Source organism: Odoribacter sp. AF15-53, assembly GCF_003479425.1.
In the GTDB taxonomy this organism is placed as follows: Bacteria; Bacteroidota; Bacteroidia; order Bacteroidales; family Marinifilaceae; genus Butyricimonas.
The window spans coordinates 121242-138900 of record NZ_QUHC01000005.1; the positions used below are offsets into that span (position 1 = coordinate 121242).

Consider the following 17659-nt stretch of genomic DNA (forward strand, 5'->3'; position numbering starts at 1 on the left):
AAAGTACTTAAGTTTAATGTATTGTAAAGAATATCGCTTAGTTATTGTAACTTACGATTAATGTTTTCCCGTTTATCTTGAAATGCAAGCCTCCCAGGATTTCCATCGCTTCGAGTAACGTGTTAATATTGTCATATTTTCTGACATCCCCGCTGAACACGACGGATTTTGCCGCCTCGTTGCTGTAGAATACTTCTATATCATACCAGCGGGACAATTGTTTCAGTATATTTTCCACGCTTTCGTTCATGAATATATATTGTCCGTGTCTCCACGCCGTGTAGAGTTCCGTGTTGACCGTCGTCAATCGGATCGGTTCGTTGGGAAGATAGACCGCCTTGTTGCCCGGGATTAAAATGACGGCATCCTTTCCCTGGCTCATTCTCACGGACCCTTTTTCGAGTACGGTTTCTATTGTATTCTCGTCCATGTAACTTCGCACGTTGAAAGAAGTTCCGAGTACTTCAATGCTTACCCCGTTTTTCACGTTCACGTGGAATGGATGTTGGGTATCTTTGGTGACTTCAAAATAGGCCTCACCTTCCAGGTAGACCTCCCGGGTGATATCGTTGAATATGACGGGATATTTTATTTTGCTTTGTGAATTGAGCCATACTTTCGTGCCATCTGATAAGGTAAGTGTGAACTCGCCTCCCTTGGGAACGATCAGTTCGTTGTAATTATTTGCCTGTTCGTTTTTGGTGTTTTCGGATACCGTGTAGCGTAATTGCGAACCTTCATTCCGGATGGATAATTCCTCGGTGGCAACGATTTCTGTTTTGTTTTTTTCCGAAAGGGAAATGATTTCCCCGTTGTTTAAAATTAGCATTGCCTTGGAACTTCCCGGGGAAATAGTGGTTTTGGCCACGGTAGGGGGGGCTTCTTGGTAGAAAAATAGGGTGGATATACCGATGACAAAGGCGGCAACAGCCGCTGCCCAATACCATTTGCCGAGCAATCGCGAGTTCTTTTGTATGTTGTAGCGTCTGCGATAGTTATCTAGGCCGCGAGCGGTACTTATCTGCTGGTATCTGGCAATATCCTCGCTGAAACTTTTTTCCTGTAAACGAACATATATTTTTTCGTTTTTGGGAGAAGCTTGAAGCCAGGAAGTTAATTCTTCCTTCTCGGACTTGCTCAATTCGTCCATTTTCTCTTTTAAAATGAGAGCTGCGATACGTTGTTTTTTTATGATCGGGTCCATAATTGCTATTTTATATCTTATAAACCCGCAACTTTTTATTTCGGTGACACGGAAAGGTATTTTTTTGAAGTTTTTGTCGTTTTAATTTTTCTTGTTGGTGCGTATCAGGATGATTAACAACAAGAATGGAGTATCTTTTAATAAAGAGCGTAAAGTTTGAATAGCTCTTAACTTGTAGGTTTTTGCCGAATTAATGGATATTTGCATCTTGTCTGCAAGCTCCTGAAGCGACTTCCCCTCTAGTAACCCGACGATGACTTGTTCGCATTGTTTAGGCAATTGATTAATCGCTTCATCCAGCAAACGACTCATTTCTTCTTCCATCAGGTAATCTTGAGACTCTTCTTCCTCTTTTGTCGGGTAATTCTCTGTGATGAGTTTTTGCCGGTTTTTGAGATTACGCGCCACGTTTAACGTACGATTTTTCGTGGCAGTGAAAAGTAAGGAGTGAAGAGCGGCGGGTGATTTTAGTTCTTCCCGTATTTGCCAGATGTGATGAAATATTTCAAGCACGATATCCTCTGCCTCCATGAGTTCCAAGTCATGACGCATGGCATAAGAAACCAATGTCTTGTAATATTGGCAAAAGATCGATTCAAAAGATCTTTCATCACCTTTGACAAACTGTTGAAAATGTTTCTCGCTAATAATCATGATCACGCTACTTATCCTTGCACAAATTTAAAGATAAAAGTATAAATCACCATGTTTAAAGGAAAAACTATTTTGAAATATTTCAAAGAGGGGTATAAAGACAAGTAATAGGTCGCAGGGACGTGATCATGACGAGTTGCATTCACGGCCCCCGATAAACTTTATGCTTCGGTCAAGTTATCCTTGCGTTGACGAACTACTTGTTTCCTTTTTCCAGTTCAGCCCGCGACTTACTTTGCGTCACGAGATAAACTCCCGTGAAAACGAGCAGGGCGGCCACGGGTTTGTCCCACGTCAACTTGGCCTGTCCCATGAAGATTGCCAGTGCGGCGGCAACTAGCGGTTGGGCGTAATTGTACATGCTGATCGTCGTGGGGCGGATACGTTTCAAGGCAATCGGAATAAACAGGTAGGCGAGGAACGTGGCGCAAAATACCACGTAGAACAGGCTGGAGAGTGCGCTGAATGTTGTTTCCGACGAGAATAGTTTGGCGTTCACTACCTCCTGCATGCTGAACGGGACCATCAAGATCGTTGAAAACAGGAACATCCATTTCATCAAGGTCACCGGGGAATAGCGCTGGGCGATCGGTTTGGAGATCACGAGATAAGTGGCGTAACTGATCACGCTTAGGAAACAAAGCAGATTCCCCATCATAGAACCGCCTATTCCCGCGCCCGTGGTGTAAGATTGCCAGATGATCAGTAAGGCCCCGCAGGCTCCCACCAGTACCCCGCCCGCTTTCTTGGACGTAATCGGTTCCCTCAACACGAGAGCGGAAATCAACATAACCATCATGGGGTTCAACGTCACGATCAACCCGGCATCAATCGGGGATGTCATGCCAAGTCCCTCGATAAACGTGAGTTGATTAACAGTCGTGCCTAAAATGGCACAAAAAAACAGGATTAATAAATCTTTTTTACTTACTTTCTCGTTTAAGGTAAATACGGAGACTAGCCAAAAGGCGATAGCTCCGAATGACATGCGCAGGAACGTGAGGCCTACCGGGTCGATCCACTCCGGCATCAAGGTTTTGGCGATGGGAATATTAATCCCGAAGAGGATGTTAGCGGCGAAGATGGCCATGTGGCCGTGCCATTTATCTTTTGTCATAGGCTCATGAATCTGATATTGTCATGCGAATGTAGTTTATTTTTTAATATAAATAGATGGGCGTATGAAAAAAATGAAGATAGGCTTGTTGCCGAAGATCGTGATCGCGATCGCTTTGGGTATCGTGTGCGGACTTTTCTTCCCGGACTGGTTGGTGAGAATCTTCCTCACGATAAATGGTTTGTTTAGTAATTTTCTCGGGTTTATTATCCCGTTGTTGATATTAGGATTGGTAGCTCCGGGTATTGCCGATCTGGGTAAAGGTGCCGGGAGGTTGTTGCTACTTACCGCTTTGCTGGCGTATGGATTTACTCTGTTTTCCGGGTTCTTTACCTATTTTGCTTGTGATCTGAGTTATCCTTGGCTGTTGAAGGATGCGGAATTGCAACCGGTGGAAGCGGCGGTGGTGGAACCGTTGGTCCCGTATTTCACGGTGATGATGCCTCCCTTGATGGACGTGATGACTTCATTAATTCTGGCTTTTACCCTTGGATTGGGTATGTCGGTGATTAACGGGGCAACCTTGAAAGGGGCCATGGAGGATTTCAAGGATATTATAAACAAGGTGATCGTGGGGGTGATTATTCCTTTGTTACCACTTTATATATTCGGTATTTTCCTGAATATCTCGAACTCCGGTCAGGTGTCCGGAGTCTTGGGGGTGTTCGTGAAAATCATCGTGGTTATATTCTTCCTGACGATCGTGTTGCTGTTCATTCAATTTTTTATTGCCGGGGCGGTGTCGAAGAAGAATCCTTTCCGGTTATTCCGGAATATGCTACCCGCTTATATGACGGCATTGGGCACGCAGTCTTCTGCGGCCACGATTCCCGTGACCTTGGAGCAAACGGTGAAGAACGGTGTCAACCGGGAATTGGCGGCATTCGTTATTCCGCTTTGCGCAACGATACATTTGTCGGGAAGTACGATGAAGATCGTGGCTTGTGCCTTGGCGATCATGTTGATGTCGGGCATGCCGATCTCTTTCGGGGTAATGGCCGGTTTTATCTTTATGTTGGGTATCGCTATGGTGGCGGCTCCGGGAGTGCCGGGGGGTGCGATCATGGCGGCCTTGGGATTATTACAGTCCATGTTGGGATTTGACGAGACGGCACAAGGGTTGATGATTGCTCTTTATATCGCGATGGATAGTTTCGGTACGGCTTGTAACGTGACTGGCGACGGGGCCATTGCCGTGATCATGGATCGGATCAATAAAGATTCCAAGCACAAAGGCACGCGGGAAGAGTTGGAAGAGGTCGCATCCTTGGAAGGATAGGGAGAATTGAGTTTCGAATACTTGTTTACCACTTGATGATTACTTGAGGAGTACCGGTTATAGGCTTTTTATTAAATTATAATAATCTTATATGAATCTTATTATAATAGGGTTCATATAGGGTTACTATAGGGTTCGTATAGGGTTCATGACGGTAGTGATCAAGTATTCCTACTCTATAGAGTTTGAATTACTTTAGTTCATGTACATGTATATTAATTAATCATTCCTTTGTGCGCGTATGCCGGATGAAGTGATAGAAGTGTTTTTAACGCTTTCGTACGCTTTTCAGTTTTTATCTCTATCTTTGCAAAGAATAACAAATCGGGTTATGACAGAACTTCGGGATGAAATAATAAAGAAAGCGTTCCTGCAATTTTTGAACAGGGGCTATAAAGCCTGTTCTTTAAAGGATTTGGAGCAAGCCACGGGATTGACGAAGGGGGCATTTTATTATTACTTTAAGGATAAGAAGGAGATTTTGGAAGCGGGGATGGAGCGTTATTTCGGGGTGATGAAGGAGGAGAGTGACGGGGATTTGGAGCGGGTGGCGTCTTTGCGGGAGTACATTGACCTGGTCATTAGGAATAAGGAAGAGAGTGCCGATCTCTCGCAACGGGTTTTCGGTTGTTTCGTGTTGGAGGTGTTATTTTTTCAACTGGTGTTGGAGGTGGCGGTGTTGTTCCCCGCATTCCGGGAACGGATATACACGCTTTCGAAAAGACGGTTGGCGCATTGGGAATATATTATATTGAAGGCGAAGCGGAACGGGGAGATTCGGGAGACGTTGGATACCTCGGTCTTGGCGCGTAATTTGATGTCGGTGTCGAGCAGTATGTTGAATATCGAGCTGGAACAGGCAAATTTTCAATACGTGTTTTCAGATATGCGGATGCAATTTGAACAATATTATATGCTGGTAAAGAAATGAGCGGGACGAGGGATACGATTATAGAAACGGCTTTCTTGTTGTTCTTGAAAAAGGGGTACAAGGCGGTAACTCTCACGGACTTGGAAAAGGCGGTGGGAATGACTAAAGGTACATTTTATTATCATTTCCTGAACAAGGAGGAAGTGCTGAAAGAGGGGGTGACGAAGTATTATCGGGTGTTGAATAACCGAAGGGCCGAGGAGATGGGACGGGTGCATTCGTTGCGGGAGTTTATCGACTTGACGATTCATAACCTGGAAGGGATCGGGCATTACGGGGCGAAACGATTTGATAGCGATATCCCGGAGATTTTGTGTCTTTCGTTGATGGTAGAGGTAATTTCCCTGTACCCGGAGTTCAAACAAATGGTGAGCGACACGAAGATTTCGTGGATGTCGAAGTTGGAAGGGGTGATTTTGGAGGCCAAACGCGATAAAGAGATAAGGGATGATGTGGATACGTCCATTTTGGCAAAGAATTTGCTGAATATAGGAGTCGGGTTGATCAATTACGTGGTGATGCATCAGGATATTTCCTACGCGCTGTCATCGGTACGGTATCAATACGAACAATTGTATTCGCTGGTAAAAGTGAATTAAGATTTTTATAGGGGTACATACCAAAAAGTATAAAAATAGAGAGGCTTAAAGTAAGAATATAAAAACGAGGAAGTAATGAAGACGATTACTGTATGTAAATCATGGTTGAGTTTATTTGTTGTTATTCTGTGTTTTATGTCGCAGACGAAAGCCCAGAACGTGTTAGGTCTGGAGGATTGTCGGCGCCTGGCGATAGAGAATAATAAAAAACTGAAAATTGCAGACGAGGAAGTGAAAGCGAGTTCCGCGCAGAAAGCGGAGGCTTTCACGAAATATTTGCCGAGTGTTGACGCTATGGGTGTGTATATGCGGAACCAGAAGGAGATTAATCTGCTGTCGGAAGACGCGCATTTGCCGGTGGGGGCAATGGGAGCGGACGGGAAGTTTACATTCCGGCCCGATCAATTGATGGTTGGAGCAGATGGTAAACCGGTGATGGTGAACGGGCAGTATGTCCCGAAGGATTACGCTTTGTTGCCCAAGGACGCGATGACCGTGGACGAGCGGAATCTGGGTGTCGTGCAGGTGGGGTTAACGCAACCGATTTACATGGGAGGAAAGATACGTGCTTATAATCAGATTGCCGGGTTATCGGAGAAGCTGGCGAAGAGCAAGCGGGCGCAGGAGTTGCAGAACGTGATTCTCACGACGGACGAGGCTTACTGGCAGATTATTTCTTTGGTGAATCGGAAGAAACTGGCGGATAAGTACGTGGAGACGTTGAAGAAGTTCGTGCATGACGTGGAACTGATGTATACCACGGGGGTGTCCACGAAAGCGGACGTGCTTTCCGTCCGGGTGAAGTTGAACGAGGGGGAAATGGTGCAGACGAAGGTGGATAACGGGTTGAGTTTGTCCCGGATGTTGTTGAACCAGATTTGCGGGTTACCGACGGATACGATCGTGCAGTTGAAAGAGGAGGTCGTGGATACGGACGTGGAGGAAGTGCCGGGAGAGAGTCTGGAACAGGTGTATAACCGTCGTCCGGAAGTGGCCAGTTTGCAGTTTGCGGCGGATATTTACAAGAAAAAGGAGAAGATCGCGATGTCCGAGTATTTGCCGACGGTGGCTTTGACGGCGAATTATTTGAGTAGCACGCCTTCATTTTATGATGGGATCAGCACGAAGTTCGACGGGATGTGGAGCGTGGGGGTTGGAATCAAGGCTCCGATATTCCACTGGGGGGCTTCCCGCAAGAGTTTGCGAAATGCAAAGGCCCAGACGAACGTGATGAATTACAAGTTGGAGGAGGCGAAGGAACAGATTGAGTTACAGGTGAACCAATCGGAGTTTAAAATGAAGGAGGTTACGAAGAAGTTGGCGATGGCTCGCAAGAATTTGGAACGGGCGGAGGAGAATTTGAAGTTTGCGAACCTAGGCTTCAAGGAGGGGACGATCCCGGTGTTGAACGTGCTGGAGGCACAAACGGCATGGTTGACAGCGAATTCGGAGTTGATCGACACGCAAATCGAGGCGAGGTTGTGCAAGGTGTATTTGGAGAAGGCATATGGAATTTTAGATTTTAAATTTTAGATTTTAAATTGAGAAATTCCGTGATTGGGGATTAAAGGATTGAGAGATAAAAAATAGAATAATGTGACAATTTTGAATTTTAGGGTTTAAATGATTCATTTTAAATTCTGAATTCTGAATTTTAATTTAGATGTTATGACGAATGAAAAGAAAGTTAGCGGGAAGGTATTGATGTTTACGGGGATTGTGATCATCGTATTTTTAGTAGCTATATTTGGTTTTATATTTTGGGAGCCGGTACCGGAGATGATACAGGGAGAGGCGGAGGCTACCGAGGTGAGAATTTCCGGTAAGGTGCCGGGGAGAATCGAGAAGTTTCTGGTGAACGAAGGGGATCAGGTGAAGAAGGGAGATACGGTCGCGATTCTGGATAGTCCTGAGGTGATGGCAAAGTTTAACCAAGCTCAGGCGGCGGAAGAGGCAGCCCAGGCGATGAGTGATAAGGCCCAGAAAGGAGCTCGTGAGGAACAGAAGGCGATGGCTTTCCAGACTTGGAAGAAGGCTCAGGCTGCTCTTGAGGTAGCGAAGAAGTCTTACGACCGGGTGCAGAAGTTGTTCGAGAACGAGGTGGTGTCTGCACAGAAGAGGGACGAGGCGGAGGCGAATTATAAGGCTATGTTAGCAACCGAACAGGCGGCAAAGGCTCAATACGATATGGCAAAGAACGGGGCGGAGAAGGAAGATAAGATGGCGGCCGAGGCTCAGGTGAGCCGGGCGAAAGGGGCCGTGGAGGAAGTTAGTTCGTATATCAAGGAGACTTTTTTGGTATCCCCGATTTCGGGAGAGATTTCGGAGCGTTACCCGAAGGTGGGCGAATTGGTGGGGACGGGATCTCCGGTGATGAACGTGTTGGACTTGGAAGATATGTGGGTCGTGTTTAACGTGCGTGAAGATTTGTTGGGTGATTTGAAGATGGGGGCTATTTTCACGGGGTATATTCCGGCGTTGGGGAATAAGGAGGTGCAGTTGAAAGTGACTTATTTGAAGAATATGGGTACTTACGCGGCTTGGAGAGCAACGAAGACAACCGGGCAATATGACGCGAAGACTTTCGAGGTGAAGGCTATGCCGATGGAAAAAGTCGAGGGGTTGAGGCCGGGGATGAGCGTTTTAAAAAAATTGTAGATTTAGTGATTTTAGATTTTAGATTCCAGCCGCACGGGCTGACGTTTTTTAATCACCGAATCGCTTAGTCAAAAATTATAAATCTAAAATTGATATATGCGAGAGAATATAAGGGCAATGGGGGTGTTGATGAAACGGGAGATTCGGATGCTGGCGACGCATCGGATTTACTGGTTCGTGATGGTTTTTGCTCCCTTGTTCTGTTTCCTGTTTTTCATGGATTTGTTGAAGGACGGGTTGCCCAAGAAGTTGCCCGTGGCAGTGGTGGACGAGGATAATACCACGACATCCCGGTCGCTGGTGCGGTCGCTGAATACTTTCGCGCAGACGGATGTTGTTATGCGTACGGCAAATTTCAGCGAGGCGAGGGAGGCTTTGCAGCGGGGAGAGGTTTACGGTATTTTTTATATTCCTGCGAATTTCAGAAGGGATGCTTCGACGGGAAGCGAGCCCGTGTTGTCGTTTTATACAAATGATACCTATTTTCTGGCGGGTTCTTTGCTTTACAAGGATATGCGGATGCAGTCGAACCTGGCTAATGGGGTGGTGCAACAGACGTTGTTATTGGCCAAGGGGGAGGGAGGTCCGTTGTTGTCGGCAAAGTTGGTGCCGATTTCGTTGGATACTCACCCGCTGAATAATCCATGGTTGAGTTATGCTATTTACCTGGCGAATTTCTTGTTGCCCGCTTTTTTGTGTATGTTCGTGATGTTTACCACGGTGTATAGTATCAGCGAGGAGATCAAGCGGAGGACTTCACGGGAGTGGTTGGAAGCCGGAAATAATTCGATTATCGTGGCTTTGTTGGGTAAACTTGTACCTCAGGGGGTGATTTTCACGATTATGGGGATGTTGTATCTCTCCATGTTGTACGCTTACGCTCATTTCCCGTTGAATAGCGGGTTTTTTCCGATGTTTTTAGCCATGATACTGATGATTCTGGCGTCACAATGTTTTGCTTTGTTTATCACGGGAATGACTCGCCGCAGCCGGATAGCTTTGAGTGTATGTGCGCTGTGGGGCGTGTTGTCGTTCTCGATATGCGGTTTTACCTATCCCGTGCGTTCCATGCCGGAATTAGCGCAAATCGGGTCGAACCTGTTCCAGATGAGGCATTATTTTTTGATTTACGTGGATCAGGCTTTAAACGGTATCCCAATGATATATTCTTGGCAGAATTACGCGGCATTGATGGTTTTCCTGTTTTTACCGATTTTCGTTCTTCCCAAGTTGAAGTTGGATTTGTTGAAGTTTAAATATTTGCCGTAAGTCGGGGACTTACGGGTTACAGGTTTGCAGGTTACAAGTTGCAGGTTGAGAGGCATGAATTTAGTTTAAAGTTTAAAATTTAGAATGAAAGGATTCGGTGATTGATGATTGAATGGTTGGGTGATTATAAAAGAAGAGCGTTAGAATTGTGTGGCAAAATCACTTAATCTGAAATCATAAATCAAGAAATGAATAGGATCTAAAATCATAAATCTAAAGTTAATATGGGGTTTTGGACAGATATATATTACGTTTTTAAGCGGGAGTTTTACATGGTGTTCCGAGATCATGCCGTGTTGACTTTTTTCGTGGCGTTGATGTTAGCGTATCCGGTTGTTTACACGTTTATATATAGTAACGAGGTGGCCCGGGAGGTTCCGGTTGCGGTGGTCGATCATTCGAATTCTGCCATAAGCCGGGAGTTTGTCCGGAACTGGAATGCCACGGCGAGCGTGGATGTGATTGCCCGTTGCGAGGATATGGAGGCAGCGAAGCTGCTGATGTACAAGAAAGATATTTACGGTATACTGGAGATTCCGGCGGATTTTAGCAAGAATATTGCCCGTGGAGAACAGGCGCATATTTCGCTTTATTGTGATATGGGTGCCTTGCTGAATTACAAGGCGTTGTTGACGGCAGCCACGGATGTTTCTCTGGCTATGGGGAAGGATATTCAGGTGGAGGGGATGGAGTATGCCACGGTGATCACGGAACAGATCGCGGCTTCTCCGGTGAAGATTCAGGATGTAAAGTTGTTTAACCCGCAGGGAGGGTTTACTTCTTTCTTGATTCCTGCCGTGTTGATTTTGGTGGTTCAGCAATCGTTGTTGCTGGGAGTGGGAACGATTGCCGGGACGGAGCGGGATCGGCGTAGGAGGCGGGTGATGTTGCCAGTGAACAAGCATTTCCGTCACCCGAGTCGGGTGGTGTTGGGAAAGGCGTTTGCTTATCTTCCGATTTATTTCGTGATGAGTTACTGGGTGTTTTTTATCGTGCCTCGTTTGTTCGGAATGACGCAGATCGGGGAACGAGGGGAAGTGATGTTATTTTTGTTCCCGTTTTTACTGGCGTGCGTGTTTTTTGCGATAGCAATGTCGTTTTTGAGCCGGGAGCGGGAGATGCCGTTCTTGATATTCGTGTTTACTTCCGTTCCTTTGATGTTTATATCCGGGATTTCCTGGCCGAAGTCAGCGATACCGGAGTATTGGGTATGGTTCGGGAAGTTGTTCCCTTCTTCGTTTGGCATTGATGGTTTCGTGAAAATCAATAATACGGGTGCCACACTGTCGGAAGTATTGCCGGAATTTTGGGGATTGTGCGTGTTAATCGTGGTTTATTTTATTGTGGCATGTTTGTTGTATAAAAGAGAGTATAAAAAGTTAAAAATTAACGGTTAGGTAGTTTCGTGCTTGCCGGTTTTGTTGTATGACCGGAAGTTTATGGATGATAATTAAAATTGAAAAACGATGAAAGGTGTTGTACTTCCTTTGTTTGGGTTGATTTTATTGATGTGTGCCTGTGGAAGTTCCCAATCGAATCGGGAACGGGGTAAGGTGACGGTGAAAGCCGATACTGTGAGAAGTTATCAAGGAGAATTGTCGATTATTTATCCGGGAAAGATAAAGGCGGCTTCGGAGGTGAAGTTGTCTTTCCGGGTTGCGGGGCCTATACGGGCTGTGCCTCCAGAGGTCGGAGCTTTCGTGAAGAAAGGACAATTACTTGCCGAGATTGATCCCCGGGATTACGAGATCCAGTTTTCTGCTACCGAGGCGGAGTATAATCAAGTGAAGGAGGAGGCCGGACGGGTGATCGAGTTGTACAACCGGAAGAGTGTACCCGTGAATGATTACGATAAGGCGGTTGCCGGGATAAAGCAGATCACGGCGAAGTATAACGCTCATAAAAATGCATTGGAGGATACCCGTTTGACGGCTCCTTTTGACGGGTATGTACAGAAGAAATATTACGATGCCCACGAGACGGTGGCGGCCGGTTATCCGGTGATTTCCATGATTAACAGCAGTTATTTTGACGTGGAGATTGATATCCCTTCCAGTGATTACGTGCGGCAGGATTTGTTCAAGTCGTTTTCTTGCACGATAGATGTTTTCCCGGATCAGGTGTTTCCTTTGGAGTTGATCGAGATTACCCGGAAGGCGAATCTGAACCAGTTGTACCGGATGCGATTGCGGTTGAAGCCCGTACCCGGAGTGGATATTGCGGCGGGGATGAGTGTGAACGTGACGATAGAGTATAATCCGAACGAGGAGGTGTTGGCCGTGATCCCGTTGTCAGCGATGTTCGAGGAAAACGGGGAGGCTGCCGTGTGGGTGTATAACCCGAAAACGCGGGACGTGACGAAACGTACTATTCATTTGAACAAGTTGTTGAAGAGCGGGGAGTTGATAGTTTCCGAGGGACTGTCGGCCGGGGAAATTGTTGTTTCGGCTGGGGTACATAGTTTGAAGGAAGGGATGCAGGTGGAGTTGTTGAAGCCGACTTCCGGGACGAATGTGGGGGGACTGCTTTAATTTTAGATTTTAAATTTTAGATCCTATTCATTTCTTGATTTATGATTTCAGATTAAGTGATTTCCTCGCACAATTCTAACGCTCTTCTTTTATAATCACTCAATCATTTAATCGTCAATCACCGAATGTTTTCATTCTAAATTTTAAATTCTCTAAAATGGACTTTATAAACTTTTTTTAACCTGCAACTTGTAACTTGTAAACTTGCAACGTTGCGAAGCAACAAAAAAGATGAATCTAGCGGAATATGCATTAAATAATAGGGCACTGGTGAAGTTTTTTATTGCCGTGCTGGTGATCGGGGGTGTCTTCGCTTTTATTTCGATGAGCAAGCTGGAAGATCCCGAGATCAAGGTGAAACAGGCTATGGTGGTGACGGTGTATCCCGGGGCTTCGGCTCACCAGGTGGAGTTGGAGGTGACGGATGTACTGGAGAAGTCTATTCGTTCGATGGGAGCTATCGGTAGTATCGAGTCAAAATCCATGGCGGATATGTCGTTGATCACGGTGGAGTTGGAGAGTACCGTGAGTCCGGATGAACTGGAACAGAAATGGGATATTTTGCGGCGTAAGGTGACGAACGCGCAGGCGCAAATGCCGGATGGGGTGCGTCCGTCTGTCGTGATGGATGATTTCGGTGACGTGTATGGTATGTTTTATGCTATAACGACCGACGGGGTGGAAGATGAGAAGTTGTTGGATTACGCACAGTTGGTGAAACGGGAGTTGCAGGATATCGAGGGCGTTCGCCGGGTGGAGATATACGGGAACCGGACTCCATGTATCAACATCGAAATGATGCAGGATAAGATGGCGAATCTGGGCGTTCATCCGATGGAGGTGTTGTCCACGTTGAATAGTCAGAATAAGACGGTGTATCCCGGGTATTTTAATAGCGGGGATCAGCGTTTGCGTGTGGCGATTAATGATAGTTATAAGTCGGTCGATGATATTAAGAATCTGATTATACAGGGGCACGAGGATGATCAGTTGCGTTTGCGGGATATTGCTTCCATTTCGGAGGGGTATGAGGAACCCGCTCGCAACCAGATGCGATATGACAAGAAGCGGGCGTTCGGTTTGGCTGTTTCAATGGAGAAAGGGGGAAATATTATCACGTTGGGCGAGAAGGTCGATGAGAAGTTGGCGCAGTTGCAGGAATCCCGTATCCCCGTGGGGGTGGATTTTCAGAAAGTGTTTTTTCAACCGGATCGGGTGAGTGACGCGATCGGGGTTTTCATGATTAACCTGGTGGAGTCAGTGGTGATCGTGATCCTCGTGTTGATGCTTACGATGGGGTTCCGGAGCGGGGTGATTATCGGTACGGGATTGGTGATTATCGTGCTGGGGTCGTTCGTGGTGCTTTATCTTTTTGACGGGACCTTGCAGCGGGTATCGTTGGGATCGTTGATCGTGGCGATGGGGATGCTGGTGGATAACGCGATCGTGATTGTTGACGGGATTCTCGTGGATCTGGAGCGAGGGGTGAAGCGTCCGGCGGCGTTGACGAATATTGCAAAAAAGACGGCTATGCCGTTGTTGGGGGCGACGTTGATCGCGATTCTGGCTTTCTTCCCGATTTTTATTTCTCCGGATACGACGGGCGAGTACGTGCGGGATTTGTTTATCGTGTTGGCGGTGTCGTTGTTGTTGAGTTGGGTGTTGGCGTTGACACAAATTCCGATTCACGCGGATCGTTTGCTGAAAGTGAAGGCCAAGAAGGCAAACGAGAATTTGTATGATAGTAAGATATACCGGTTATTCCGTCAGTTTTTGTCCTTTATGTTGTGGCACAAATCCATGGCGATCGGTGTTGTGGTGGTTTTGCTGGCGATCACGGCATTCCTGTATCGTTATATCCCGCAAGGTTTTTTCCCGGATTTGAGTTACACGCAGTTGTATATCGAGTTTAAGATGCCGGAGGGAACACGGGTAGAACGTGTGGAATCGGATTTGGCGGGGATCGAGGATTATTTGTTGAGTCGGCCGGATGTTACGCACGTGACGACAAGCGTGGGCGGTACGCCTGCCCGTTATAATCTGGTGCGTTCTATTGCAGAACCCACGATGAGTTACGGGGAGTTGATTGTGGATTACACGACTCCCGATGCGTTGAAGGCTTCGATGACGGAGATTCAGGATTACTTGACGGCTCATTATCCGGATGCTTACGTGCGGATGAAACGCTATAATTTGATGTACAAGAAGTTCCCGATAGAGGTGATGTTCACGGGACCGGACCCGGCCGTGTTGAAGGATTTGACGGCCAAGGCGGAACAGGTTATGCGGGACGAGCCGGCAATCACGCTGGTCACGAATGACTGGGAACCGATGACGCCTACTTTGATGGTGAATTATTATCAGCCGATAGCCCGTTCTGTCGGACTTTCCCGCTCGGATGTCGGTTTGTCGATGCTTTCGGCCACGGATGGGATGCCCGTGGGGTCTTATTACGAAGGGGTTCATGCAAAACCGTTGTACATGAAGAGTGTGGATAGTAAGGGAGAGAAGGTGGAAGCGTTGGATAATATTCCGGTGTGGAGTGTGTTGCCGTCGACGGCAGCCTTGAACGAGGAGTCGCTGAAAGGGTTGTTGATGGGAACGATGTCCGGGGAGGAGTTGTTGTCCCAAAGCATAGGTTCTATCCCGTTGAATCAGGCCACGAAAGGGATTTCGTTGAAATGGGAGGACCCGGTGGTGCGGCGTTACAATGGACAACGGGCTATGCGGGCACAATGTAATAATGCCCTGGGGTATACGGCCGAGAGTGCCCGTTCGCTTATCGCGGAGAAGATAGATACGATTACTTTGCCGGAAGGGTACGCTAAGCAATGGCTGGGGGAACACAAGGCAAGTAGCGATTCGATGAAATATTTGTTTGCCAATATCCCGTTGGCGGTTATCCTGATGATCGCGATATTGATTATGCTGTTTAAAGATTTCCGTAAACCGATTATTATTTTCTGTTGTCTGCCTTTGGCAGCGATCGGGATCGTGTTGGGGATATTGATTAGCGGTAAGGAGTTTGGGTTCGTGGCTATTGTCGGGGCGTTGGGATTGGTCGGGATGATGATCAAGAACGGGGTGGTGTTGCTGGACGAGATCGGTTTGCAGATTGCATCGGGAAAGGATCAGACGCAGGCATTACTGGATTCGTCTTCCTCTCGTTTCCGGCCGGTGATGATGGCTTCTTTGACGACCATATTGGGGATGATTCCTTTGTTGGGAGACGATATGTTCGGTTCCATGGCGGTCACGATTATGAGCGGCTTGTTGGTCGGTACGGTGATCACGCTGGTGTTTATTCCCGTATTGTATGCGGTATTCTTTAAGGAAAGGAAAAATTGAATGTTATGAGATATTTGTTGATCATATTACTGGTTGTAGGTATTTCTCCGGTTCGGGGACAAATTTCGTTGAGCTTGGAGAAGTGTCGGGAAATGGCATTGGAGAGTAGTAAAAAGATGTCGATTGCGACAAAACAGGGGGAGAAGGCCGAGTTTGAGCGAAAAGCTTACCGGGCAAATTTTTTACCCAAGTTATCGGCGACGGGTTTGTATGCTTACATGCAAAAGAAGACTTCGTTCACGATTGACGGGGGGTATTTACCGACGTTTATAACTGATGCAAACGGGAATAAAGTTTATAATCTTTATATTGATCCGGCGACGAAGCTTCCGGTGATGGGAGAGAACGGGATTCCTCTTGCCGCACAATATGCTTTTATGCCGGATATCGAGTTGGAGTTGGGATTACGGGGTGTATATTCGGCGGGAGCGATGCTGGAACAGCCTATTTACATGGGAGGGAAGATTCGTTCGGCTTATCGTATGGCGACAATCGGAAAGGAGATGTCGGAGTTGAATAAGCGGTATACGCGGGCGGAGGTGATTACCGAGGCGGACGAGGCTTACTGGCAGTATTTGCGGGTGACTGAATTGGTGGTTTCTGCCGAGAAGTATAAGGCGGTGGTTAACGAGTTGGTGCGTAACCTGACGGATGCTTACGAGGCGGGTATGGCTTCCCGGAATGATTTGTTGAAGGCGCAGGTGAAGTTGAACGAGGCGGAGTTGATGTTACAGAAAGCGGAGAATGGGAAGGCGTTGGCGGGTATGAATCTCTGCCGGGTGATCGGGATTGATCTTTATTCGAAATTGCAGGTGTGTGATTCCCTGCGTGATGATATTACCCCGGGCGTGTTGAACGGGCAGGAGGGTTTGCAACAGCGTCCCGAGTATAATTTATTGGAGAAAGATGTCGAGTTGAAAGAGAGACAGGTGGCGTTGACTCGTTCTGATTTTTTGCCCGAGTTAGGGGTGTCTGCTTCGTACGGTTATTCGGGAGGGGTATCTCTGAACGGGCAGTCGGCGGATGTCGCTTCGTTCACGGCAATGGCTTCGGTGAAGATTCCGATTTATCATTGGGGCGAAGGCCGGGGAAAGATCAAGGCGATGAAGGCAGAACGGGAAATGAGTCAATTGAAACGGGACGAGATGTCGGAAATGATGCTGTTGGAGATCGCCCGGGCCCGTTATAATGTGGAAGATGCCCATACCAGAGTGACGTTGACCCGTAGGTCGTTGAGTCAGGCGGAGGAGAATCTGACGGTGAGTAAGAACCAGTACGAGGTGGGGATGGAAACGGTCACGAATTACATGGAGGCTCAGGCACAATGGCAGAAAGCATGGAGTGACTGGATTGACGCTAAGGCGGAGTTGCGGTTGAGCGAGACGAGGTATCTGAAGGCGACGGGACGGTTATAATTAATGAGGCTTGCTCTTGGGGCAAGCCTCATTAATTATAAGCTAAAAGGTAATGGCTAAAAACTAAAAGTTGGAGGATGGTGTATGTGAATTATTTTTTTTACAATTAGCGGGAATAATTCTAACTTTACGGTGTCACGTAAAGAGATAGCAACTGTGCCCGATGTAAAAGAATCAACGATAATTCAACTGGTGGAGGCAGGAGATGAACGATGTATGAAGATGATGTTTGATACCTATTATCAATTGCTTGATCTTTGCACGGAGAAAATCGGACAGGTGGATGCAGACGCAAAATTAGCGGAGTTGGCGTCAAGGGGATATCGTTATTATAAAGACGTGGAGAAGTTTGCGAAACGTAATTCGTTCTATCAATAATATAACCTGAGCGTGAGGAAAGCTACTGATCGTAATAATTTCACGTTATCGGCGAGTTATCTAGGATAAATACGCTAAAAAGGATCAGGTTGGTTTGAATGTTCAGAATTCGATGTGGGTTATTTCCTGGTTAAAGGCGAATGCAAAGTCGTGTTGACGGATCAAGGAAATGAGGATCAGGTACTTCTCGGGGATGCTATTAAATGGGAATCTGTGGGAAAATAAATAGAATTTACCTCTTCTCATTTGCCTTTCATTTCGGGGGGAATCGGTGTA

At 46.7% G+C, this 17659-nt stretch carries 14 protein-coding genes; 11 read left to right on the plus strand and 3 right to left on the minus strand.

All coding sequences use genetic code 11. The features are described 5' to 3' along the window. Nucleotides 1–37: 37 nt before the first annotated feature. The 3 genes from DWW52_RS12080 to DWW52_RS12090 form a co-directional block, all read right to left on the minus strand. The gene (locus DWW52_RS12080; RefSeq protein WP_118715774.1) at nt 38–1204 is read right to left on the minus strand and encodes a FecR family protein; all 1167 of its coding nucleotides are present in this window, start codon (nt 1202–1204) and stop codon (nt 38–40) included. 81 nt (nt 1205–1285) lie between these two features. Further along, on the minus strand, nt 1286–1858 hold the full coding sequence (locus tag DWW52_RS12085) for an RNA polymerase sigma factor (protein WP_118715775.1): 573 nt from the start codon (nt 1856–1858) through the stop codon (nt 1286–1288). Between the two features lie 196 nt (nt 1859–2054). Then, on the minus strand, nt 2055–2975 hold the full coding sequence (locus DWW52_RS12090) for a DMT family transporter (protein WP_118715776.1): 921 nt from the start codon (nt 2973–2975) through the stop codon (nt 2055–2057). A 64-nt stretch (nt 2976–3039) separates the two neighbouring features. On the opposite strand from DWW52_RS12090, the gene DWW52_RS12095 reads away from it, so the two are divergent. The 11 genes from DWW52_RS12095 to DWW52_RS12145 all read left to right on the plus strand — a co-directional run bounded on the left by DWW52_RS12095 (nt 3040) and on the right by DWW52_RS12145 (nt 17383). Next, nucleotides 3040–4254 carry a dicarboxylate/amino acid:cation symporter gene (locus DWW52_RS12095; RefSeq protein WP_118715777.1) on the plus strand — a complete coding sequence of 405 codons (1215 nt, stop codon included), beginning with the start codon at nt 3040–3042 and terminating at the stop codon, nt 4252–4254. Between the two features lie 331 nt (nt 4255–4585). Then, nucleotides 4586–5185, plus strand: a complete 600-nt coding sequence (locus DWW52_RS12100; protein WP_118715955.1) for a TetR/AcrR family transcriptional regulator — start codon at nt 4586–4588, stop codon at nt 5183–5185. Continuing rightward, a complete protein-coding gene (locus DWW52_RS12105; RefSeq protein ID WP_118715778.1) occupies nt 5182–5784 on the plus strand; it encodes a TetR/AcrR family transcriptional regulator in 603 nt (200 codons plus the stop codon). The genes DWW52_RS12100 and DWW52_RS12105 overlap by 4 nt, the downstream gene beginning before the upstream one ends. Nucleotides 5785–5859: 75 nt before the next feature. Then, complete coding sequence (locus tag DWW52_RS12110; protein WP_233556876.1) at nt 5860–7317, plus strand: TolC family protein; 1458 nt, start codon at nt 5860–5862, stop codon at nt 7315–7317. A gap of 135 nt (nt 7318–7452) precedes the next feature. Beyond that, the gene (locus DWW52_RS12115) at nt 7453–8442 is read left to right on the plus strand and encodes an HlyD family secretion protein (RefSeq protein WP_118715779.1); all 990 of its coding nucleotides are present in this window, start codon (nt 7453–7455) and stop codon (nt 8440–8442) included. A gap of 96 nt (nt 8443–8538) precedes the next feature. Continuing rightward, entirely contained in the window at nt 8539–9711 is a 1173-nt protein-coding gene (locus tag DWW52_RS12120) for an ABC transporter permease (RefSeq protein WP_118715780.1), read from the plus strand. Nucleotides 9712–9935: 224 nt separating this feature from the next. Further along, nucleotides 9936–11108, plus strand: a complete 1173-nt coding sequence (locus DWW52_RS12125) for an ABC transporter permease (RefSeq protein WP_118715781.1) — start codon at nt 9936–9938, stop codon at nt 11106–11108. 69 nt (nt 11109–11177) lie between these two features. Next, a complete protein-coding gene (locus DWW52_RS12130; RefSeq protein WP_118715782.1) occupies nt 11178–12242 on the plus strand; it encodes an efflux RND transporter periplasmic adaptor subunit in 1065 nt (354 codons plus the stop codon). A gap of 231 nt (nt 12243–12473) precedes the next feature. Beyond that, on the plus strand, nt 12474–15590 hold the full coding sequence (locus DWW52_RS12135; protein ID WP_118715783.1) for an efflux RND transporter permease subunit: 3117 nt from the start codon (nt 12474–12476) through the stop codon (nt 15588–15590). A gap of 5 nt (nt 15591–15595) precedes the next feature. Then, nucleotides 15596–17005, plus strand: coding sequence for a TolC family protein (locus tag DWW52_RS12140; RefSeq protein ID WP_118715784.1), 1410 nt, complete (start codon nt 15596–15598; stop codon nt 17003–17005). A gap of 156 nt (nt 17006–17161) precedes the next feature. Continuing rightward, a complete protein-coding gene (locus DWW52_RS12145) occupies nt 17162–17383 on the plus strand; it encodes a hypothetical protein (protein WP_118715785.1) in 222 nt (73 codons plus the stop codon). The last annotated feature ends 276 nt before the right edge of the window (nt 17384–17659 follow it).

Bases quoted from the DNA above. Each gene is read 5' to 3' on its own strand.
- DWW52_RS12110 (WP_233556876.1), top strand. From the start codon at position 5,860: ATGAAGACGATTACTGTATGTAAATCATGGTTGAGTTTATTTGTTGTT.
- DWW52_RS12130 (WP_118715782.1), top strand. From the start codon at position 11,178: ATGAAAGGTGTTGTACTTCCTTTGTTTGGGTTGATTTTATTGATGTGT.
- DWW52_RS12120 (WP_118715780.1), top strand. From the start codon at position 8,539: ATGCGAGAGAATATAAGGGCAATGGGGGTGTTGATGAAACGGGAGATT.
- DWW52_RS12140 (WP_118715784.1), top strand. From the start codon at position 15,596: ATGAGATATTTGTTGATCATATTACTGGTTGTAGGTATTTCTCCGGTT.
- DWW52_RS12105 (WP_118715778.1), top strand. From the start codon at position 5,182: ATGAGCGGGACGAGGGATACGATTATAGAAACGGCTTTCTTGTTGTTC.
- DWW52_RS12135 (WP_118715783.1), top strand. From the start codon at position 12,474: ATGAATCTAGCGGAATATGCATTAAATAATAGGGCACTGGTGAAGTTT.
- DWW52_RS12125 (WP_118715781.1), top strand. From the start codon at position 9,936: ATGGGGTTTTGGACAGATATATATTACGTTTTTAAGCGGGAGTTTTAC.
- DWW52_RS12085 (WP_118715775.1), bottom strand. From the start codon at position 1,858: ATGATTATTAGCGAGAAACATTTTCAACAGTTTGTCAAAGGTGATGAA.
- DWW52_RS12080 (WP_118715774.1), bottom strand. From the start codon at position 1,204: ATGGACCCGATCATAAAAAAACAACGTATCGCAGCTCTCATTTTAAAA.
- DWW52_RS12095 (WP_118715777.1), top strand. From the start codon at position 3,040: ATGAAAAAAATGAAGATAGGCTTGTTGCCGAAGATCGTGATCGCGATC.
- DWW52_RS12115 (WP_118715779.1), top strand. From the start codon at position 7,453: ATGACGAATGAAAAGAAAGTTAGCGGGAAGGTATTGATGTTTACGGGG.
- DWW52_RS12090 (WP_118715776.1), bottom strand. From the start codon at position 2,975: ATGACAAAAGATAAATGGCACGGCCACATGGCCATCTTCGCCGCTAAC.
- DWW52_RS12100 (WP_118715955.1), top strand. From the start codon at position 4,586: ATGACAGAACTTCGGGATGAAATAATAAAGAAAGCGTTCCTGCAATTT.